The following is a 20,794-nucleotide window of genomic DNA, read 5'->3' as shown; positions in this document are numbered from 1 at the left end:
TGCCGAGGCACCTTGACCGCAACGACGACCAGATCGACACCCCGATCCCTCGCGAGCTGCTCGACCGAGGCGTACCCGGGCACCCCGTAGACCTCGCTCGCGGCGCGCGCCGACGCAGCAGAACCCGTCGCCAACGCTCGAAGTTCGATCCCGTCCACGGCCGACAGCGCAGGCACGTGCCCTCCGGCCGCCCAACCGCCCGACGCACTCAGACCCACGATGCCGACACCGATCCGACGACTTGCGCCCAGGTTGTCGGTTGTCATTGCTTCTTCCTCCGTCTGACAGATCGGACCGGACCGATCTGCGGATGCTGCTTGCCGCTGGACTGCTCCTGGGTCAGCCGGCCAGCTGCCGCTGTGGTCTCGTCGTTGATGAACTCGTCCACGCGGTCGAACTCATGGGCGTTGAGCGCCTCGATGTAGCGCCGGTAGAACTCGCGCACGTCGACGTCGGACACGATGGTCTCCGTGCCGCCCCGGAGCCGGGACTGCACTCGGCTGCGATGAACCGGGCGACACACTGCGACCTCTCATCGCGGAGCCGCCCTGGCGCGAGCAACCCCGACCGCACGATTTCCATTCCGATCGGTACAGAAAAGAGGTCTGGATCGATCGAGCCGCGGCCACCGCCTACGCCGCGGGGTCGTGCAACGCGACGGCACGAAGAATTGCAGGTTGACAGGGTGTCAGCCCACCGAACAAGGGTGGCATCGAAAGTACCTGTACCAGGAGGGACTCCCTGCCGCCCGCAAGGCGGACCTAACCTGCCGTGACCGGTTCCGGCTGAACAGCGGGAGCAATGGGCGCAGATGACCTTTACCGAAGGAGCCTTTTCCAGTGCAGAAACGCAGACTCGGACAGCACCTCGAAGTTTCAGCCCTCGGACTCGGCTGCATGGGCATGAGCTTCTTCTACGGTTCACCCCCGGACCCGGTCGAGATGACGAAGCTGCTGCGGGCCACGGTTGACCGCGGCGTGACCTTCTTCGACACGGCCGAAGTCTATGGCCCTTTTACCAATGAAGAGCTGGTCGGTCAGGCGCTGGCGCCGGTCCGCGACCGGGTGGTGATCGCCACCAAGTTCGGCTCAAGCACGGAGAGCACGGGCCGACCCCGACGTCGGGGCTCGATAGCCGACCCGAGCAGATCCGTCGAGCGACCGAGGCCTCGCTCCAGCGCCTGCAAACGGATTGCATCGACCTTCTTTACCAACACCGCGTCGATCCCGACGTGCCCATCGAAGACGTAGCAGGCACGGTCAAGGAGCTGATCACCGAAGGTAAGGTCAAGCACTTCGGTTTATCGGAGGCCGGCGCGACGACGATCAGCCGCGCCCACGGCGTGCAGCCTGTGACGGCGCTGCAAAGTGAATACTCGCTCTGGACGCGAGACCACGAAGCCGAGATCATTCCGACCCTGGAGAAGCTGGGCATCGGTCTGGTTCCATACAGCCCACTGGGCAAGGGCTATCTGACCGGCACAATCGACTCCCGCACATCGCTGGCCGACAACGCCCTCCGCCGCATGCTGCCGCGCTTCACCCCTGAAGCACGGCAGGCCAATCAAGCACTGGTCGATTTGCTGAAGGAGATTGCCGACGACAGGGGAGCCACGCCAGCCCAGATCGCCCTCGCCTGGGTGCTGGCGCAGAAGCCGTGGTTCGTGCCGATCCCCGGCACAACCAAGCTGCATCGTCTGGAAGAGAACCTGGGAGCGCTCGATGTCGAATTGACGTTGGTCGACCTGCAACGCATCGAGGCGGCCGCGACCCAAATCCAGGGTGAGCGCGTCCCCGAGCGGTTGAAGTCTGTGTTCGGCCGCTGAGAGCGACCGGCGATAGAGGGGCCGGTGGAGTGGGAACCGCACTGATCATGGAGTCCTCCACGGTTCCGGACGACACCCACCGCCCGTCGACACGTTGCGTGTATTGCGATGCCGGTAGTGAGCTGTCAGGCTGTATCGGCGGGCGATCCTGGGAGTGCTGGTGGCCGACCCACCCACCGTCGGAAGACTGCACCCGGACCTCGTCCGCGTCGATCGCCTCGGCCACCGACGGTCAAGAGGAGGACCAGGTGGGACCCAGTGACCGCCTGGCTCCGGAGTAACGCCTCGGGCGATGTGTCACCCCTGAACGCTGGACACCGGCCGGAGCACTAGTGTCGAAGAGTGTCGAAACCCACGCTGGTCCTCGTCCATGGCTCCTGGCACGGGCCATGGGTGTGGGACGCGGTGATTCGTGAGCTGCCAGATCTGAATATTCGGACGGTGGCGTTGCCGTCGTCCGGGCCCGATCCGACAGCGCTGGGCGACATGTACGCCGACGCCACGGCGATCCGGGATGTGGTCGCCGAGATCGAAGACCCGGTTCTGGTCGTGGCGCATTCTTACGGCGGGGTACCTGCGACCGAGGGGCTCAGCGGTCTTTCGCAAATCTCCCGACTGATCTACCTGGCCGCGTTCCAGCTCGATGTCGGTGAGTCGCTCCTCGGGGCGGCAGGAGGCGAGCGGCCGGATTGGTGGGACGTCCACGAGGCTGAGGGCTATTTGAATGCCTTGCGCCCCGAGGAGGTGTTCTACGGCGACGTCGACGAGGCGACAGCACGATCGGCGATCGCGCTTCTGGGCCATCAGTCCTTGCCCTCGACGGGCCAACCCCTCACCAGTGCGGCATGGCACACGATCCCGAGCACCTACGTGGTCTGCGAGCAGGACGCCGCGATCCCGATGCACGCTCAGGAAGCGATGGCGCAGCGAGCCGGTCGGGTGGAGCGGCTTCCGACCTCACACTCGCCGTTCCTCTCCCGCCCGGCGGAGCTGGCATCCATCCTGCGAGCCGAGATCACGGCGGTCGTGGAGGGGCACCGCTGAGGGTCGGCGTGTAGACGCGCCGGACTCAGGTCATCCGAGGACCATCGCAGCATGGCTCGAACGGCCGGGGATCGGCTCCGGCCTGATGCGCAGGCGCTGTGCCGGCTCCGGATCGTCGAGGACCCAGCGCAGCGCGTCGCCGAGCAGGTTCACCGTTGTCACCTGCCCGGTGAGGACCGGCAGGGTCACCTCCTGCCACTGCAGCGCGGGCTCCGTTGCGTCGGCCACCCGTCTCAGCACGACCAGGTGCTCGACGTCTCCTCCCGGACTTCGAACCGGGCCCCGCAGCGGCGAGTACGACGACGATCAGGGGCTGCACCGTCGGCAACTGTTCCCGACTTCCACGGCCGGGGACCCCGCAGCGACTGGGCAGGCTGGCGCGACCCGTCGAACACCTCGCGCGACCTCCGCGAAGCACGCCTCACGAGTCGCCGCACGGCCGACGCGTTGCAGCTCGCAGTCGGCAGGGCCGCCCGGAATTCTTGATGGGCGAGTGATGTGTTGATCGTGAGCGCTTCCGCAGCCAACCTTGTGACCTGCGGGTGAGCTCCTCCGACTGGACTCGAACCAGTAACCCTGCGAAACAAGATCCACTACTGCGGTCGATGCCGATCGGCTGCCATCACCTGCTGTGAGCTGCGCCGATCTCCGTGACACACCTACCGTTCTCGGGCATCGCCTACGGACCTCTGCCGCTGAAATGTGGGGGTAAGACGGGGGCGCTGCCGACCGCCCTGCCTACCGGCCCGCTGCCCACCTCGGGGCTCGTGCGGCATCCCGTCGACCTGGCGAAGCCCGACCACGCGCCGAGCCGGGGGCAGCTTTCGACGCTACCGCCACCAGTATTCGACATGCTCTGCCCCCGGCTCGGCGTGTGGTAGCCCTCTGGGGGGTCGACGGGATGCCGCACCCCGCCTCCCCCACCTTGCCCGCGGGTCTGCACGGCCGGCCATCCCGGAGACCTGCCCGCCCGGCGAGGGCGTTCTTGCTCCTGGCCCCTTGACTGCCAGGCACTTACTAGCGGCGCCTATGCTTATCCTGCACCGCTCTCTCGCTTGTCGAGATCCCTAGACTCGTCGACACCGCCGACCGGCGATGAGCAGGGGCAGGTCCAGTCCCCACCCTCGCCAAACACCCGGGACGTCGAGATTCACGTATCGCCAGTAGGGCGCTTCCTTCGCTCAGGAATGATAGCTTCAATACCCAAGTGTTCACGAAGAAGCGCCAGCAGTTCCGTTCCTTCAACGAGTGTCAAGCTCTTACCCTGGGCAAATACCTTCGAGCTGCTCGCAAACCAACTTGTTGTGATGATCATTGCCTGATCGGCGTTTTCATCCTGCAAAGTGCCGTACAGCGCACGCACCGTCTCAGGAGACACGACAGACCGATAGCGCTTGACTTCGACCAGAGTTCGCTCCCTCTCCGAACCCGAGGTCGGACGGATGGCGTCAATGTCGAAGCCACTGTCGTGAGTCGCCCTCGTAATAAAGGCTTCATATCCCATTGCTTCAAGTAATTGGCGGACCAGATGCTCCAAGACGGTGGGGCTGAGCTTCATCAAGTCGAGCCTAGAGTCCAAAGAACTGGCTGATATCTCTGCATCAATTTGAGCTGCAAGTTCCGATTCGCGGACCTGACTAACAGTGTCCGGTGAAATCTGATCGGGATAATACTCGGCGACCTGCTCGAGGAAGTTCGAGAGCATCATTTGCGCCATCACAGCGCCGCTGCAATCGAACAGTTCCTGCTTTAGCTCTGGGCGACCACTTTTCGGCCGACCTTTATCGTCGAGAATCCACCAGTCTTCCTTCGCGTCGTTGGTGACCAGTACTAGCAACTGTCCACGAGCGTACGCCTTGGCGTGATCTAGCACCTGCCGCCACAGAATGTAGTCACCTGCAGCTCGATACGGGTTCTCTTTAGAATCGGTGTCCCTGTATCCCGGTGGAATTTCACTTGGGAACCTATAGAGGATCGCTTCCTCAACTAGCTTCTGTAACCGCTCACTACTATATGGCTGGCCAACCCGACCAGCAGTGATTGCATCTAATCGCCCTAAGACCGGGTCATCTCGACGGATATCATCGGGGCCGAGGTCATGTTCAGCTTCGATCCGCGCCAGTTCGGCCAGCGCACCATCCATCACTCCATCAATTCGCCTATGGATCGACAACTCGTCCAGACCGTTAGCGTCAGGATCCCAATCTCTCCCGGTCATGCTCGATTGCTGCAACGTCCTGAAACGTACGACTGCTTTACGTATTTCGGCAACGGCATTATTGGTTGCCTGCTTCAAGCTTTGCCGCACTTCGCGGAAGGTTCCCAGTCTTGCGCGCACCACACTAGTCCTGTTGCGGTGGAACTCAACCGCCGCCTGATGCGGAATCCAAATTCGACCCTGAACCTCGAGCAATGTTGCGAGTATTTGTTCACGTGCGGCCGGTGTCACTCGATATAGATGCAGGAGCACATTCGCATCTAGAACTATTTGGCCAGTACGAATGAATGGTCCCACATCCTCTGATAGAGCCCACCATGCTCGAAACCCTCTCGCTAAACCAACGGGTTCCTTTGGACTATCCGACGGTTGGTCTGTCACCGGCAACAACCTCCGATAGGAAAATTCCGGACCCGGCTCAACTCAGCCTCAGCGCCACGTGATGCGCGCGGAACCTACGCCTTCGAGCCTGACGGCTTATTGTCGCGACGCGCATCAACTACTACGATATTCTCCGCAGTCTCCAAGTCAAGCTTCGCCAACACTCTCTTTACCTTGCTCTGATCGTGCGCCGTGTAGCACACTATCAGCTTTATAGAGTTCTCGGTACTGTTCGCGGCCTCATACACCGCGACCTGGTTCCGCAAGTTCCGTTCCAGGCTAGTGTTCGAAGCTAGCTTTAGCTCAATCAAAGATTTATCGCTAGCACCGAACGAGGTCTTGAAATCTACCGGCCCCCTTCCGTTATTCACCTCCCTGTTGACGTCGAACGGTGAGCCGAACCACACCAGCCCGAAAAACAACTGGACATCCTTTTCGGTGCCGAGCCGACCCGACTTCGGATTGATCAGGAGGTATCCATCCTGATTTTCTACGTATTGTTTGAAAAATTGGACCCGGCGAAGTGCATCGGCGTATGAATTTAGAGGAGTTTCGTAGAACTCAGTAGAGCTCGCGAGTCCGAGAGATGCCGCCTCTGCTGCAACCCTGAAGGTTTTTTCGGCGTCCCTCACGCGTAGAAGACTTTGCTCGGCTGCAAGGTCCCCCTGCTCTTCCTTCAAGCGAATATAGTAGTCAATCAGTTCAGGAAATTCGCGGAGAGTTTTCTCGATCGCCTCGGACCGATCTTGTTTCGTCGGCCTCCTGCCTAGAGCCTTCGCAAAGTAGGCATTCACCCGACTGCGCAGCTCGCCATCTGTTATCGACTCAGGGATCGCTTCGAATTTTGAGCGCAGCTCGGCCGAGCTGATCCACAAGTTCTCGCGGGTCAACATGTCAGTGGGGGTAAGCAGCACGTAATCATGCTTCCCGTTCTTGATGAATACAGGAAGCCTGTATGTCGCTTCCGCCCATGACTCTGTCTGGAAATTGAAATACGCCTTCGGGACGCGGACGTCAGCCGTGAAGCGCTCATCAATATGCAGCTTCGCAAAAGCCTCTGTGTATTCAAGAAGGAATTTCTTGATCAGGTTGGTCGTGAAGTCGCTCATGTTGTCGCGGCCAACGTGGCCACGAATCAAGGAAACCTTCTCAAGATGGCTCCCATGTGTTATCTGCTCATTTCCAAAGTTGCTGAAAATGTCCTGTAGGCTTTCATTGAGCGCACGCGCGAATGCCATCCCTAGGCCGCTTCCACCGTTCCCCATGAATGTGAATCCTAGCCAGTTCTGCCGTACCTCACTGAAGCAGTACAGGTTGCGCAGAGTTCCATCGTCTACGTTACCCCGAATAGAAAGATCGCGCAGATGCATGAGATATTTGAGGATCTCTTGGTGAAGGTCCTGATACTCGGCCTTCGGACTATTAAACAGCAGGAACGGGTCAATGAATACCGGCAGATCACTCTCCAAGGAGAGGTCGAATGCGCCACACTTCTCTAGGTCGTCCGACGTCACGCTGAAATAATCAGTGAACGATAAGGCCATGAGTCGGCATGCTACCGCACTTCCACCGCAGAGGCGAGAAGTCTGCACGACATTTACTCAATGCTGGTGACAATGTCGCCAGCGGTAGACTCCAGCACATCCGACCATCGTCGACTGAGCCAGGTGTAGGCCTCACCGGGGTGCGCGAGTTGAGGTTGGCGTTGCCGCGCTAGCCCCAGTACTGACTAGCGTGTCGCTGTGGCTACCGGTCAATCGCGTGATGAGCGTGAGCAGCAGCTCCTACGGGCACGGACGAAACACTGCCATTCCGCGGGCCGCAGCTTTGGCGGTGAAGCGCTCGCAGCACGACGCCCGCGACTCCGCCTGAGGCACCTCGTACTACCGGACTTACTACTTGGACGACGGCCCTCAGGACGATGACCTTGGGGCGGTTTTCGGTGATAGCGGGGGTATGATTCGAACCGACGGCATCGGAGTGATGAGTCGGGTGTAGATCGTCTCCATGCCTCTAAGGTAGCGCCGTGAAGTGCCTCCGACCTCGATACCCTCGCCCGCCTGGTCTCATCCGATGCACGCCGTCCCCGACCCGTGCCGACGCCTCGCGGTCACAGATCTGGTCACACCGGCTGCCCGCCGGGTGCTCCCCCGCGCCTAGTGCCATCCCGTCGACCTGGCGCAGCCCGACCGCGCGGCCGCCCGCGGGCAGCCCTCATCACCACCGCCGGCCGACGTCACGAAGCTCTGCCCGCGGGTGGTCGTGTGGTAGCCCTCCGGGAGGTCGACGGGATGGCACGCCCCCATCCCGGAGACCTGCCCGCCCGGCGAGGGCTTCTGCTGTTACATTCGACCAATGCGGCGGAAACCGGACGCACGCCTACCAGCTCGATTCGTCCTGGCATTTAACAGGGTTTGGCGCAGGCACGAGACGAAGGTTCGCAACTTTCGACCGTCGTACCTCACACTGTCCACCTATCTGCTCGACGCAGCAGATGCGCCCTTTACAGGCATTCGATGGTCGCGGAAAGATATTTTGGACTGCCTGACAATGATTCGCGGTCTGCACAATCTACTGGACCGCAAGGAGGGGCTTCTCCTCCGGCGCGCGCGTGATCAAGGAGTTTCTTTCCAGGAGATGGCCGATGCGCTCGGGGTCTCTAGTCGCCAGGCAGCGGAACAGCGCCTTCTGAAGCTTCAGGCGGGCCGTGACGAGCAAGAGACGGCCTGGTTGGACGCTCGTCGACGCCAGCGTCTAGGGATGGACTGGTCGCCGACCGACGTTGACTCCTGGTGGACAGCAACAGTCCTGCTAGGAATTTTTGATGCTTCCTTAGAGGAGTCGGACGACCCTGAAGCTCGGTCGGCAACGGAGCCGGGACGCGGACAACCAGATAGATGATGCAGTCCCGCAAATAGCCGCAACGGCGCCCATCTCCAGTGGAAACGTTATGGCGAGTAGGACGAGAAGTGCCGTGACAAGCAGCAAGATGGCTTGATACCGGCTCGCGCGACAGAAACGCCTTGCCGCCTGCACTGCCACTGACGATTGCCTTGGGCGACGAATCTCTCTCATGCGGCAACTATGGCATGCATCAAAGTCTCCGAAGCACGCTCGAAGAAGTTATCGCACGGTATCCGGGGTCAGCCGTCCAGTGACAAGTGCGCAAGCAGCACGGACGCTGCGACCCCAAGTCCCAGATAGGCAGAATCTGTCAATTACCTGTTGACGTCGCGCTGTCAGACGCTCTGTCGATACGGCGGCAGCTTGCGGCCATGCGCCGCGCGGGGACCGGCCGGAGGCCGCATGCCCCGCGCGAGCGCTTGCGGCTGCATCGGATACAGCGCCGCGCGCCGCCGTCAGGCGGCGCCTTGAACAAGGAAGGAAGGTCTGAACACGTCCGGCAACCGCTCCGGCAACGTCGTCCGAGCCCGGCCGATGCTGACGTGCCGGCCTGATCGGCCCCTTACCCCGTCCGGTTGGGCTGGGTGGGACGCCGGGAATGTCCTGGTGGACATGATCGTGGTCGAGCAGCGCTACCGCGGCTGGGCCTCGCCGCAGAGCACAGTCAACTAAAGGCTGGGTGACGGAGCCACGCCGGGCAAGTACGGCCCGCCGGACCGTGCACTACCTGGCATCAGCGACGTACCCGTCGCGCACCTCGGCCAGTGCCGCGCGTCCACCGTCTCCGAAGTCGGCCGCCTCGCTCAGCGCCGTGAACATGTCGACGTGCAGGCGGACGTCGGCCGACTCGGTGATGACGGCGGTGGTCGCGAGCGTGCCGACGATGACCGCACGCTCGTCGTAGAGGTCGAATCCGTGGAGCGGGAAGACCGTCATCGGTCGGCGGGCCGGGATCACGCCGATCCGAACCCCGTCGAGGCGACTGATCTCGATGATGCGGTCGATCTGCTCGACCATCGTCGCCGCCGAGCCTGCGCACCACAGCAGGGCACCTGCGGTGACGAGCTGGGTCCAGCGGTGGCCTGACTGCCCGAGCAGCTTCTGGCGTTCGAGGCGGGCGGCGATGACCCCGTCCGCGACTTCGCGGTCGGCACTTGCGGTCAGGACCCGCATGTAGGCCTCGGTCTGCAGGATGCCGGGGATCACGGCGGGCTGGAACGTGGCAACGTGTTCCGAGGTCGCTTCGATGTCGCGGATGCGGCGCTGGAAGGCAGGTGCGTTCTTGCGGTGGACGACGACGCGGCGGTTCTCCGCCCGCAGATCGTCGACCATCGCCCGCAGCCGCTCGGCGACCTCCTCGGGAGCGCGGTAGGCGGCCAGCAGGGCTTCGAGGCGTGCCCGAGTGGGCACGAATCGGCCGTTCTCGTAGCGCGAGAGCGCGGCCTGGCCGATCCCGGCGGCCTCGGCGGCGGCGATGCTGGTCAGGCCGGCGGTCTGGCGGAGGTCGCGGAGGCGGCGGGACAGCTCGTCGCCGGTCTGGCTGGTGCTCACCGCCTCAGTGTCGCGGTTACCGCGCAGCGGCGGCTCGGTGGTGCTCGGGGTGTCGCGGCCACCATTCGTCGAAGAGCTCGGAGATCGCCCACCCGGCCCGGGCCGCAGCGCGGTAGATCTCCACGAATGGCTCGTCGACGATCTCTGCCCGCACGAACGCCCCCGCAGCGTCGTAGTGCATCGCCGCGACATGGCTGTCGTCGAGGAGGTAGAAGTCGCCGACGGCCGCCAGCACGTGGGCGCCACCCGGCGCATCCGCCAGGTCGAGCACGCGGACCTGCTCGCCCGCGGCGGTGTTGTCGGTGTAGCCCCACTCGCAGGCGTAGCGGACGTAATCGGTGATCGGCACCGGGACCAGCCGGAGCCGGCGCCAGACCCGGCCGCCAGCGGTGTCGGAGCCGATGCGGTCCAACCAGCCGGCCTTGGCGGCGCGGTCCGGCTCGGGCTCACCGGCGAGGTAGCGGTCGAGCTCGACGCCGTCGCTCGCCGAGACGTACCTGCCGAGGGTCTCCACCCGGATCAGGTCTCGGCGGTGGTGTTCGGCGATGTATCCGGCGAGTCCGGCGAGGTCGAGCACGCTCAGCCCCCGATCGGCGAGTCGGTGAGCTCGGGCAGCAGATGACGGGCGATGAGCACGATCCCCTCGCCCTGTGGCAGCGCTGTCACGCCGAGGGCTGCCAGCTCTGCGGGGTCGGAGACGAGCCTGCCCTGCACCGCGAGGTCCGAGCCGTCGGTGTCGTGGATGCGGTCGCAGTCGATGCCCGACGGGCAGTCCGACCGAAGCACTCGGGTGATCTTCATGGGGACGTCCTGTTCGTCGCAGGGCTCAGGCGTATCAGTGTCGCGCGCGGCACGCGTCTCAGTCAATCTGAGAGTGGATGGAACGAGTGATGCACGCTAGTCTCATCCACTATGACAGCGGATGGCACGAGAGAGGCGTGATGCGCCCCAGAAGTCACGGCGGCGGCGCCCGCGGTGAGGACCACGCAGATCGGCGGCAGCGCCGGGCGCGAATCGATGTCAGATACCCGAGAGTCGGAGGGAGCACCGTCGGATGAGCGGTCACGGAGCCGTCGATGACTGCATCGAGGCGGCCGCGCGGTATCTCGCGCACGAACCGGCCGCAGTGGCCCGCGCGCTGAGCGTTCACACCCCTACGAGTGACGGACGTTGCCGTGGTTGCGGCTTCCGGAGGATCGCCTGGCCGTGCGCTGTCGCGAGCAGCGCGGAGCGAGCGCTTCTGCTCCTGTCCGAGCGAGCCGAGCCCGACGACCGGCCCGACGAGGCAGTCAGGACCGAACCGGGGCCGAACAGGGCGGACTCACGCAGGCCTGTCGCTCGCCCGGCGAGACGACCCGCGGCCACCCCAGCAGCGTGTTCGTTCAGGAGACCATCCTGAGCCGACGACGGGCTCACAGGCGCCGCTCAGGTGCTGTCGATCTTCGGCTCGAACTCAGTCGCGCCCAAAGATGGGGGTAAAGCGGGGGTGGATCTTGAGCAGGAGTCCCGGTCAGGCCGCTGACCTGGGATTGTGCTCCTCCGACTGGACTCGAACCAGTAACCCTGCGATTAACAGTCGCATGCTCTGCCAATTGAGCTACGGAGGACCGTACGGGCGCGGGGCTGGGCCCCGCTGGCAGGGAGAACTCTAGCGCACGGCCTCGTCCCGCCCTGCGGGCCCCCTCCCGTCAGCGGGCGCCGGTGTCGGCGTGCTTGCCGCCGTTCATCCGCTCCTCCACACGGGCACGGACGACGCCGGCGGCACCCTGGACGGCGGGGTGGTCGGCGACGCGCTGGTAGGTGCGGCGCAGCTGTTCGTAGCGCTCGTGGCCGGCTCGGGCGCCCAGCACGTACCCGACAGCCGCGCCCAGCAGGAACATCAGCATGAGGTCTCCCCGTCCGTGATCCACCCCCGACGGGCCATCCTGCCCCACCTCCGGGCCGCGGGACGGATGGGCGCCCCGGATGGGTGCCTTCGGCGCAGTGGCACTGCGGCCGTCCGCCCGCGGCCCCGGGTGACCGGCGTCCTATCATCGGGCTTGCGGTTCTGTTCGAACTTGTCGTCTTCTGTTCGCACTGCCCGCCGTCCCGTCCATCGCGTCGAAGGAGACGACATGCCGGCCCGCCCCAAGGCTTTCGAGTTCCCGTTCTCCGGTGTCGCGATGGGTTGCGACTACAACCCCGAGCAGTGGGATCCCGACGTCTGGCGCGAGGACGTGGCGCTCATGCGGGAGGCCCGCGTCGGGTTCGTGACGCTCGGGGTGTTCTCGTGGGCGCTGCTCGAGCCGACGGAGGACGAGTACGACTTCGCCTGGTTCGACGAGGTGCTCGGGCTGCTGCACGAGGGCGGGATCGCCGTCGACCTGGCCACGGCCACCGCGTCGCCGCCCCCGTGGCTGACGAAGGCGCACCCGGAGATCCTCCCGGTCGACGCCGAGGGGCGCACGCTCTGGCCGGGCAGCCGCCAGTCCTGGTGCCCGAGCTCGCCGGTGTTCCGCGAGCACGCCCTGCAGCTCGTCGGCGAGATGGCCCGCCGCTACGGCAGCCATCCCGCCGTGCGGATGTGGCACGTCAGCAACGAGCTGGGCTGCCACATCGTGCGCTGCTACTGCGACGAGAGCGCGGCCGCGTTCCGGCGCTGGCTCACCGGGCGCTACGGCGCGATCGCGAACCTGAACGAGGCGTGGGGCACGGCGTTCTGGTCGCAGCGCTACTCCTCGTTCGACGAGGTGCTGCCGCCGCGGCTCACACCGTCGTTCTCGAACCCGACCCACGAGCTGGACTTCTCCCGGTTCTCCTCCGAGGCCCTGCTCGACTACTACCGCGCCGAGCGCACGGTGCTGCGCACCCTCACCCCGGACCTGCCGGTCACCACGAACCTGATGGTCAACCCGCGCCAGTCCGGGCAGGACTACTTCCGCTGGGCCCCGGAGCTCGACCTCGTGGCGCAGGACCACTACCTCGACGCGCGGCTGCCGCGTCCGCGCGCGGAGCAGGCGTTCAGCGACGACCTCACCCGCGGCGTCGCCGGTGGGAAGCCGTGGATGCTGATGGAGTCGGCGACGAGCGCCGTCAACTGGCAGCCGGTCAACCCGGCGAAGAAGCCCGGTGAGCTACTGCTCGACTCCCTGCGCCACGTCGCCCGCGGCGCCGACACCGTCGGGTTCTTCCAGTGGCGGGCGTCGAAGGCGGGCGCGGAGAAGTACCACTCGGCGCTGGTGCCCCACGCCGGGCCGGATTCGGCGCGCTTCCGCGAGGTCGCCGCCCTCGGCGATGCGCTCCTGAAGATCGGCGAGGTGGCCGGGAGCCCGGTCGAGGCGGACGTGGCGCTGCTCGTCGACTGGGAGTCCTGGTGGGCGTGCGACCTGGGCTCGCACCCCAGCTGCCAGGTCCGGGCCATGGACGCCGCGCTGCGCTGGCACCGCGCGGTCACCGAGCTGGGCGCCACCGCCGACGTCGTGCACCCCTCGGCCGACCTGTCGGGCTACCGGCTCGTCGTCGTGCCGACCCTCTACCTCTGCACGGACGCGGCCGCCGAGGCGCTGGAGGCCTACGTCCGCGGCGGTGGACACGTCCTCGTCACGTACTTCTCCGGGATCGTCGACGAGCGCGACCACGTCCGGCTCGGCGGCTACCCGGGGGCGTTCCGGGAGCTGTTGGGGGTGCGCACCGAGGAGTTCGCGCCGCTGCGCGCGGGCGAGACCGTCACGCTCGACGACGGCAGCACCGCCGACGTCTGGACCGAGGTGCTCGAGGCGCGCGACGCCGAGGTCATCGCCCGCTACACCGACGGCCCGCTGCCCGGCACGCCCGCGCTCACCCGCCGCGCCGTCGGCGACGGGGTGGCCTGGTACCTCGCCACCTGGCTGGACGACGACGCGACCGCCGCACTCGCCGAGCGCCTCACGCGCGAGGCCGGCGTCAGCCGACTGGACGCGCCGCAGCCAGGGCTGGAGGTCGTGCGCCGCGGCCGGTACCTGTTCGTGCTCAACCGCGGCGACCAGGCTGCCACCGTGCCCGCCCGGGGCACCGACCTGCTGAGCGGGGACGTGCTGGACGGCGAGGTCGAGGTGGCGGCGGGTACGGCGGCCGTGGTGCGGACCGAGGACTGATGCTCGCCCGCCAGCGCCAGGAGCTGATCCTCGACGCCGTGCGCACCACGGGCGGCGTCCGGGTGTCGGAACTGGTGGAGCGGCTGGGCGTGTCGGACATGACGGTGCGCCGCGACATCGACGAGCTCGCGCGCCGCGGTCTCGTCACCCGGGTGCACGGCGGTGCGACGGCGGCGGGCAGCAGCGTCGAGGAGCCCGGCTTCGCGGCGAAGGCGGCGCTGCACACGGCGGCGAAGCAGGCGATCGCCGAGGCGGCTGCCGCGCTCGTCGAGCCGGGTGCGTCGGTGGCGCTGTCGGCGGGTACGACGACGCATGCGGTCGCGTCCGTCCTGCTCGGGATCCCGCGGCTCACCGTCGTGACGAACTCGCTGCGCGTCGGCGAGGTGCTGCACGCGGCGGCGCGCGACGACCTCACGGTGGTCCTCACCGGCGGGGAGCGCACGCCGTCGGACGCGCTGGTCGGGCCGGTCGCGGTGGCCACCCTGCGGGGGCTGCACGTCGACTGGTTGCTGATGGGCGTGCACGGGATGGACGCCGAGGCGGGGTTCACCACGCCCAACCTCGTGGAGGCGGAGACGAACCGGGCGCTGGTGGCCAGCGCCCGGCAGGTGGCCGTGGTGGCCGACAACTCGAAATGGGGAGTGGTGGGGTTGAGCACGATCGCGGCCCTCGACGAGGTGGACGTCGTCGTCAGCGACGACGCCCTCGCGCCCGAGGCGCGCCAGGTCCTTCAGCGCAGCTGCGGACGGCTGGTGCTCGCATGAGGCGCACGACGGCCCGGATGGCCGACGGGCGCGAGCTGATCTACTTCGACGACGTCACGCCCGAGCGCGTGCCGCCGCCGGACACCCGGGACCTGCCGCAGGTGCAGACGGGCTCGGTCATGCGCTACGACGTGCTCACCGGCGAGTGGGTGGCGATCGCGGCGCACCGCCAGGACCGCACGTTCCTGCCGCCGGCCGACGCCTGCCCGCTGTGCCCGACGCGCCCGGGGCGTCCGGCGTCGGAGATCCCGGCCTCGGACTACGACGTGGTGGTGTTCGAGAACCGGTTCCCCTCGTTCGCGCAGGGCATCGCGGACGTGCCGGCCGAGGTGGACGGCATCCCGCTGTGGCCGCAGCGGCCGGCGACCGGACGCTGCGAGGTCGTCTGTTTCACCAGCGACCACAACTCGTCGTTCGGCGCCCTGCCGGTCTCGCGCGTCCGCACCGTGATCGAGGCGTGGGCCGACCGCACGGCGGCGCTGTCGGCGCTGCCGGGCGTGAAGCAGGTGTTCCCGTTCGAGAACCGCGGCACCGAGATCGGGGTGACCCTCGAGCACCCGCACGGGCAGATCTACGCCTACCCGTTCGTCACGCCCCGCACGGGGCAGCTGTTGGAGCAGGCCGCGGAGCACCGCCAGCGCACGGGTCGCGACCTGCTCGGCGACGTCGTCGACGCCGAGCGCAAGGCCGGCACGCGCGTCGTCCGGGAGGGCGAGCACTTCACGGTGTTCGTGCCCGCCGCGGCGCGCTGGCCCGTCGAGGCGCACCTGGTGCCGCACCGGCCCGTGCCCGACTTCCCCGCCCTCACCGACGAGGAGCGCACGGAGCTCGCGGAGCTCTACCGCGACCTGCTGCACCGCTTCGAGGTCTACTTCGAGGACGCGGGGCCGCCGCCCTACATCGCGGGGTGGCACCAGGCGCCGGTCCACGCCGGCCGGGACCTGACCCGGCTGCACCTGCGGTTGTTCTCGCTCCGCCGGGCGCCCGGCAAGCTCAAGTACCTCGCCGGCTCCGAGTCCGGGGCCGGTGCCTGGATCAACGACGCGCTGCCGGAGCGGATCGCCCAGCGGCTTCGGGAGGTCGGACCGTGACGACGTTCGCAGAGCTTTTCGGGCGCGAGCCGGACGGGCGCTGGGCCGGCCCGGGGCGGGTCAACCTGATCGGCGAGCACGTCGACTACGCCGACGGGCTGTGCCTGCCGTTCGCGATCGCGCAGCGCACCGTCGTCGAGGTCGCGCGGCGCGACGACACCCGGCTGCGGCTGCGCAGCCGCTCCGAGGAGGGCGGCTTCGACGGCGACCTCGCCGACGTCGGCCCCGGCCACCCCGAGGGCTGGGCGGGCTACGTCGCCGGGGTGCTGTGGGCGCTGCGCGAAGCCGGGCACGCGGTCGGCGGGATCGACCTGCTCGTGACGGACACCGTGCCGCTCGGCTCGGGGCTCTCGTCGTCCGCGGCGCTGGAGTGCGGGGCCGCGCTGGCCGTCGACGACCTGTTCGGGCTCGGGCTCGGCGGCTCGGCCGAGGGCCGCCGGACCCTCGTGGCGGCGTGCCGGCGGGCGGAGAACGACGTGGTCGGCGCGCAGACCGGCGGCATGGACCAGGCCGCGTCGCTACTCGGCACGGCCGGGCACGCGCTGCTGCTCGACACCCACGACGACTCGACGCGCCAGGTCCCGTTCGCCCCCGCCGACGCCGGCCTCACCCTGCTCGTGATCGACACGAAGGTGCGCCACAGCCACGCCGACAACCAGTACGGCGCACGCCGGGCGTCCGTGGAGAAGGCGGCGGCCACGCTCGGACGTGCCAGCCTGCGCGACGCAGAGCTCGACGACCTGGCGGTGCTCGATTCCGACCTGCTCCCCCGGGCGCGGCACATCGTCACCGAGATCGCCCGCGTCCGGGACACCGTCGCGCTGCTCGACGCCGGCCGGCTCCCCGAGATCGGCCCGCTGCTCGACGCCTCGCACGCCTCGCTGGCGGGCGACTACGAGGTCTCCTGCCTCGAGCTGGACCTGGCCTGCGAGTCGGCCCGCGCCGCCGGCGCCCTCGGGGCGCGGATGACCGGCGGCGGGTTCGGCGGCTCGGCGATCGCCCTGGTGCCGGTCGACCTCGCCGGCGCGGTGGCCGACGCCGTGCGTGCCGCGTTCGCGGACGGCGGGCACCGGGAGCCCGACATCCGGGCCACCGAGCCGTCCGCGGGGGCCGAACGGGTCGCCTGACCCGCGAAGATCTCGAGTATCGGTTGCTCATTGTCGTGATCACGACAATGAGCAACCGATACTCGCGGTCATGGGACGGGGTCGGCGGGGAGCGCGACGCAGATGCCCGGGACTGCACGGACCAGGCGCCGATCGGTGGTGAGCAGCCGACCGCGCAGGCGGCGGGCGAGGGCGACGTACAGGGCATCGCGGGCGGTGATGTTGTTCCGCAGCGCCCACGCCTCCTGCAGGAGCGCACCGGTGATCGGCAGTCGGAGGACGTCCATCCGTGAAAGCGCGCGCAGCCGGGCGTCGACGGCCTCGGCCGACAGCGCACCGTCCCGGTGCAGCCGCGCGAGCGCCGAGAACACCTCGGCGTCGAGGTGAGCGACCGTGTGCAGGTCCGCGCCGGTGAGGTGCCCCCGCACCGCGTCGCCGTTGCGGTTGCGCAGCAGCAGGTCGACGACGGCGGAGGCGTCGAGGACGAGCGTCACGGCAGCTCGTCACGCGCCGCGCGCACGGCCTCGGCACCGCTCGAGACGTCCACCGGTATGAGCTCGTCCAGCTCCGCCAGCCAGTCCGCCATGGAGGGTCGGGCGGTGTGCGCCTCGAGCAACCCGGCCACGTAGCCCTGCAGGCTCTGGCCCGCGCGCTCGGCGCGGCGCTTCAGCTCCCGGTGGGTCTCCGGGTCGAGACCGCGGATCAGCAGATCTGCCATCCGACTATCATACTGCTATCAAGCGCAGCGCGAAGATCTCGAGTATCGGTTGCACATGGCTGTGATCACGACAATGGGCAACCGATACTCGAGATCATGGCGCGGGAGGTCGGGCCGTTGCAGCGACTCGGCCACGACGTGCGGCGGCGCGGGTTGGGCGCGCCTGCGCGTGCCGGCGACGAGCATCGACACAACCTAGACGGGCGGCCCGCGAACGTGTCCCGGAAGATCCACTGCAACCGGCGATCCCGAGATCACTACGACCCGCACGCCGGGACGGAACGCACCGCGCTGGTGTACGACTCCCCACGATCGCGGCTCGCAGATCGCGCCGAGCCGCACACCAGGCTCCTCCGCGCAGCGTTGACGTGCTTCTGGGCGCGATCTTGCAATGGGCACCGCGTCCAGGGGATCGATCGTCGCGCCACCCGGCGGTGATCAGCCCTCGCTGAGGTGCACCACCGGCAGCCGTGCGAGCTCCCCCGGGGTCAGGGCTGCGGCCGCGGCGAGCACCCGGTTCTGGCACTCCTGCATCCGCCCGTCCACCAGCCCCGAGAGGCCGTAGGCGAGGCGGCCGAGCATGCGCACGGTCGCCTCGTCGACCGGTGGCCGTGGGCTGGAGACGACCGCGACGCCCGTCGGGGTGCCGTCGTTCGACTGCGCCACCCCGATCGTGAACGCCTCCCGCGGGTTGGTGTGCCGGGACGCGAGGTGGTCGCGCGCCTTCTTCAGCATCCCGTGGACCTGCGTGACCTCGCCCTCGATCCCCAGCTCCCCGACGTCGGCCTCGGCGAGCACGGCCGCGCGGGACGAGAAGCACCGCGCGTACCCGATGAGGGCGCCGGTCCACAGCGCCTCCACGAGTGCCGGGTCGGGCTCGCCGCGGCCGCCGAGCGCGGAGACGAGGTGCTCGCAGCAGCGCAGCACGTACTGCAGGTCTTCGAACACCGCGGCCAGGCCCGCGAGCTCGGTGGCCGCCGGGAGGTCGAGGCGGCGAACGGTCCGGGGTGCTGTGGTCACGGTGTCCTGCTCGTCGATCGTCACAAGAGGCTCCTCATGGGTCTCCTCATGGCTCGTTGCCGACGTCCGGGAACATCCGCGCCCGCATCTCGGCGAGCGTCGCCTGGACCGACTCCGCCGCCGGCCCCTCACGCTCGCGCCCCGGCTCGATGCCGAGCGCGCGCAGCAGCGCCGTCGCCGGCTCGGCCGGGTCACCCGTCTCCCCGAGCACCGGGTGCAGGCCGTCGGCGGCGAGGTGGTCGAACACGACGTGCACGATCGTCCACGGGTTGTAGGTCTCGGGCGCCTGCATCGCTACCCCTCGTCGCCGTACCGGGTGGCGAGCAGGCCGCGGCAGAAGATCCCGTTGCCTTCGATGCTGACCCGGGTGGTGCGGGCGAGCCGCAGTTTGAGCGGAAGCCCGTCGGCGGTCATCGGCGTCCCGTCGGGGTCGAGCAGCAGCGGCGCGGACGGCCCGGCAGGGAGCCGGAGGTCGGCGCGGCGGCGGCGCAGCCGGTCGAGGGCGGGGCCCTCGGGCGCCTGTCCGAGGGTGGTGCCGAGCAGGTCGTCGAGGGTGTGCCCGGCCCGCAGCAGCCCGTCGGCGACGAGCTCCTGCGCGGCCGAGTGGGCCTTGCGCTGGAACGTCACCCGCAGGTCGGCCAGGTCGACCGCGTCGGGATCGGCCAGGCCCGGGAAGGACGCGGAGAACCCGCCGCCCGCCGCCACGCCGGCGTTGATCTCGTCGGAGGCGAAGTGCTCGGCCAGCGTGACGTGCGCGGCACGCACGCCGGGCAGCCCTCGGACGGCGTCGGCGGCGTCGGCCACCATCAGGTAGGCGAAGTTCGGGGCGCAGAAGTAGGTGGGCAGGCGCAGCACGACGGTGACCTCGTCGCCGGACACCGTGCACTCCTGCACGAACTTCAGGTCCGTGATCGACTCGTCGAGCTCCGGGTCGCGCACCGTGCCCAGCGCCCGCCACACGGCGGGCGCCAGGCCGGAGCGGGCGGCCGGAGCCTCGACCGTCACCCGCCCGCCACGGGGACGGGCCCCGCACCGACGGTCTCGCCGGCGACCGGCTCGGCGGGCACCGACAGGCCGCAGGCCTCGGGCACGTCGATGTCGTAGAGCCGGGCGGCGTTGAGGCCGAGGATCTTCTTCTTGATGTCGGTGGTGAGCACCCCGTACTCGGACTGCATGTCCTCGGGGATCTGGAAGTCGACGAACTTCTCCACCAGCCACTTCGGGTGCCAGATGGCGTAGTCGCTGGAGAAGGTGAGCCGGTTGTCGTCGAGCCAGTAGAGCAGCTCACCGATGATCTGGGCGAAGTAGCGCGGCCGCGAGTGGATGAACGGCATCGCCACGGCGAGCCCGCCGTACACGTTGGGCTCCTGGGTGGCGATCCAGCAGAAGTCCTCCAGCCGCGGCAGCCCGACGTGCTCGATGATGAACCGCAGTTGCGGGAACGCCGTGGCCGCCTCGTCGACGTCGGCCACGTCGAACGCGTCGCGGTTGAGCGGGTAGATCGTCGGGCCCTTGTGCACGTGGACGTTGCGGATGCCCAGTTCCTGGCACTTCTCCAGGTACCGGTAGGCCCACGGGTCCGACAGCTTCCAGCCCTTCGACTCGCCCTTCCACTCCGCGGTGTAGAGCTTCACGCCCTGGAGGTTCCACCGGGCGTGCAGCTGTTCGAGCTTCTCCAGCCCGCCCTCACCGTCTCGCGGGTCGAACGCGCCGTTGACGATCAGCTTGTCCGGGTGCTTCTCGACCAGGGCACCGTTGCGCTCGGTGGTGTTGAACCCGTTGACGTAGAAGTCGGTGAGATAGGTCGGCTGGAAGATGGCCTTGTCGACGTACCCGTCCTGGAACAGGTCCGTCATGAGGTCCTGCTCGCTGTAGTCGCCGAACTTCTCGAGCGACCACACGTACTCCTCCGGCGAGAGGTTGCGGTGGTAGTCGTAGAAGCAGTTCGTGAAACCCTCGCCGTAGCGGTTGCGCTGGTTCGCCGGGCCACCGTCCCAGAAGTGGATGTGGCTGTCGACGATGAAGTAGTTGTCGCCGTCCTTGCTGTACATGTGGTGGGC

The 20,794-nt window shown here is 67.6% G+C and carries 22 protein-coding genes and 1 tRNA gene; 7 read left to right on the top strand and 16 right to left on the bottom strand.

The features are described from left to right. Positions 1 to 266: Gfo/Idh/MocA family oxidoreductase (locus CFP66_RS28060; protein ID WP_158228239.1), on the bottom strand; the 266-nt coding region annotated here is incomplete at its 3' end. Beyond that, a complete protein-coding gene (locus CFP66_RS28055) occupies positions 263 to 460 on the bottom strand; it encodes a hypothetical protein (RefSeq protein ID WP_143517404.1) in 198 nt (65 codons plus the stop codon). The genes CFP66_RS28055 and CFP66_RS28060, both read right to left, overlap by 4 nt. 442 nt (positions 461 to 902) lie before the next feature. On the opposite strand from CFP66_RS28055, the gene CFP66_RS50415 reads away from it, so the two are divergent. The 3 genes from CFP66_RS50415 (at position 903) to CFP66_RS28045 (ending at position 2,869) form a co-directional block, all read left to right on the top strand. After that, on the top strand, positions 903 to 1,250 hold the full coding sequence (locus CFP66_RS50415; RefSeq protein WP_369805180.1) for an aldo/keto reductase: 348 nt from the start codon (positions 903 to 905) through the stop codon (positions 1,248 to 1,250). Then, the gene (locus CFP66_RS28050; RefSeq protein ID WP_369805182.1) at positions 1,148 to 1,825 is read left to right on the top strand and encodes an aldo/keto reductase; all 678 of its coding nucleotides are present in this window, start codon (positions 1,148 to 1,150) and stop codon (positions 1,823 to 1,825) included. Before CFP66_RS50415 ends, CFP66_RS28050 begins: the two co-directional genes overlap by 103 nt. Positions 1,826 to 2,167: 342 nt before the next feature. Further along, positions 2,168 to 2,869, top strand: a complete 702-nt coding sequence (locus tag CFP66_RS28045) for an alpha/beta hydrolase (protein WP_094928172.1) — start codon at positions 2,168 to 2,170, stop codon at positions 2,867 to 2,869. Between the two features lie 30 nt (positions 2,870 to 2,899). On the opposite strand, the gene CFP66_RS28040 is transcribed toward CFP66_RS28045, so the two are convergent. The 8 genes from CFP66_RS28040 to CFP66_RS28010 form a co-directional block, all read right to left on the bottom strand. Continuing rightward, on the bottom strand, positions 2,900 to 3,097 hold the full coding sequence (locus CFP66_RS28040) for a hypothetical protein (protein ID WP_094928171.1): 198 nt from the start codon (positions 3,095 to 3,097) through the stop codon (positions 2,900 to 2,902). 922 nt (positions 3,098 to 4,019) lie between these two features. Further along, positions 4,020 to 5,384, bottom strand: a complete 1,365-nt coding sequence (locus CFP66_RS28035) for a PIN-like domain-containing protein (protein WP_255413900.1) — start codon at positions 5,382 to 5,384, stop codon at positions 4,020 to 4,022. 158 nt (positions 5,385 to 5,542) lie between these two features. Further along, entirely contained in the window at positions 5,543 to 6,982 is a 1,440-nt protein-coding gene (locus CFP66_RS28030) for a hypothetical protein (RefSeq protein WP_198961704.1), read from the bottom strand. Positions 6,983 to 9,095: 2,113 nt separating this feature from the next. Further along, a complete protein-coding gene (locus tag CFP66_RS28025) occupies positions 9,096 to 9,923 on the bottom strand; it encodes a helix-turn-helix transcriptional regulator (RefSeq protein WP_158228238.1) in 828 nt (275 codons plus the stop codon). 16 nt (positions 9,924 to 9,939) lie between these two features. Further along, a complete protein-coding gene (locus tag CFP66_RS48045; RefSeq protein WP_158228237.1) occupies positions 9,940 to 10,500 on the bottom strand; it encodes a DUF6879 family protein in 561 nt (186 codons plus the stop codon). A 2-nt stretch (positions 10,501 to 10,502) separates the two neighbouring features. Further along, on the bottom strand, positions 10,503 to 10,724 hold the full coding sequence (locus CFP66_RS28020) for a hypothetical protein (protein ID WP_094928167.1): 222 nt from the start codon (positions 10,722 to 10,724) through the stop codon (positions 10,503 to 10,505). Positions 10,725 to 11,457: 733 nt separating this feature from the next. After that, a tRNA-Asn gene (locus tag CFP66_RS28015) sits at positions 11,458 to 11,530 on the bottom strand. A gap of 81 nt (positions 11,531 to 11,611) precedes the next feature. Further along, on the bottom strand, positions 11,612 to 11,809 hold the full coding sequence (locus CFP66_RS28010) for a hypothetical protein (RefSeq protein WP_094928166.1): 198 nt from the start codon (positions 11,807 to 11,809) through the stop codon (positions 11,612 to 11,614). 228 nt (positions 11,810 to 12,037) lie between these two features. Here CFP66_RS28010 and CFP66_RS28005 point away from each other — a divergent pair, with 228 nt between their 5' ends. The 4 genes from CFP66_RS28005 to galK are packed head-to-tail and all read left to right on the top strand — an operon-like array spanning position 12,038 to position 17,017. Continuing rightward, positions 12,038 to 14,035, top strand: a complete 1,998-nt coding sequence (locus CFP66_RS28005; RefSeq protein WP_094928165.1) for a beta-galactosidase — start codon at positions 12,038 to 12,040, stop codon at positions 14,033 to 14,035. Next, positions 14,035 to 14,799, top strand: a complete 765-nt coding sequence (locus tag CFP66_RS28000) for a DeoR/GlpR family DNA-binding transcription regulator (protein WP_094928164.1) — start codon at positions 14,035 to 14,037, stop codon at positions 14,797 to 14,799. Before CFP66_RS28005 ends, CFP66_RS28000 begins: the two co-directional genes overlap by 1 nt. After that, on the top strand, positions 14,796 to 15,890 hold the full coding sequence (galT, locus tag CFP66_RS27995; RefSeq protein ID WP_094928163.1) for a galactose-1-phosphate uridylyltransferase: 1,095 nt from the start codon (positions 14,796 to 14,798) through the stop codon (positions 15,888 to 15,890). Before CFP66_RS28000 ends, galT begins: the two co-directional genes overlap by 4 nt. Next, a complete protein-coding gene (gene galK / locus CFP66_RS27990) occupies positions 15,887 to 17,017 on the top strand; it encodes a galactokinase (protein ID WP_233159770.1) in 1,131 nt (376 codons plus the stop codon). The genes galT and galK overlap by 4 nt, the downstream gene beginning before the upstream one ends. A gap of 68 nt (positions 17,018 to 17,085) precedes the next feature. On the opposite strand, the gene CFP66_RS27985 is transcribed toward galK, so the two are convergent. The 6 genes from CFP66_RS27985 to CFP66_RS27960 form a co-directional block, all read right to left on the bottom strand. After that, on the bottom strand, positions 17,086 to 17,490 hold the full coding sequence (locus tag CFP66_RS27985) for a type II toxin-antitoxin system VapC family toxin (RefSeq protein WP_094928162.1): 405 nt from the start codon (positions 17,488 to 17,490) through the stop codon (positions 17,086 to 17,088). Further along, positions 17,487 to 17,714: a hypothetical protein gene (locus CFP66_RS27980; protein ID WP_094928161.1), complete on the bottom strand. Its 228-nt coding sequence runs from the start codon at positions 17,712 to 17,714 to the stop codon at positions 17,487 to 17,489. Before CFP66_RS27980 ends, CFP66_RS27985 begins: the two co-directional genes overlap by 4 nt. Positions 17,715 to 18,152: 438 nt before the next feature. Next, complete coding sequence (locus tag CFP66_RS27975) at positions 18,153 to 18,758, bottom strand: hypothetical protein (protein WP_094928160.1); 606 nt, start codon at positions 18,756 to 18,758, stop codon at positions 18,153 to 18,155. 22 nt (positions 18,759 to 18,780) lie between these two features. After that, complete coding sequence (locus CFP66_RS27970) at positions 18,781 to 19,026, bottom strand: hypothetical protein (protein WP_094928159.1); 246 nt, start codon at positions 19,024 to 19,026, stop codon at positions 18,781 to 18,783. Positions 19,027 to 19,028: 2 nt separating this feature from the next. Continuing rightward, the gene (locus CFP66_RS27965; protein WP_233159769.1) at positions 19,029 to 19,739 is read right to left on the bottom strand and encodes an iron-sulfur cluster assembly protein; all 711 of its coding nucleotides are present in this window, start codon (positions 19,737 to 19,739) and stop codon (positions 19,029 to 19,031) included. Continuing rightward, on the bottom strand, positions 19,736 to 20,785 hold the full coding sequence (locus CFP66_RS27960) for an amidohydrolase family protein (protein WP_094928202.1): 1,050 nt from the start codon (positions 20,783 to 20,785) through the stop codon (positions 19,736 to 19,738). The genes CFP66_RS27965 and CFP66_RS27960 overlap by 4 nt, the downstream gene beginning before the upstream one ends. Between the last annotated feature and the right edge of the window lie 9 nt (positions 20,786 to 20,794).

This window comes from Pseudonocardia sp. MH-G8, from assembly GCF_002262885.1.
Taxonomy (GTDB): domain Bacteria; phylum Actinomycetota; class Actinomycetes; order Mycobacteriales; family Pseudonocardiaceae; genus Pseudonocardia.
The sequence above is the reverse complement of the archived record's forward strand: the minus strand, read 5'-3'. Positions and strand labels throughout refer to the sequence as shown.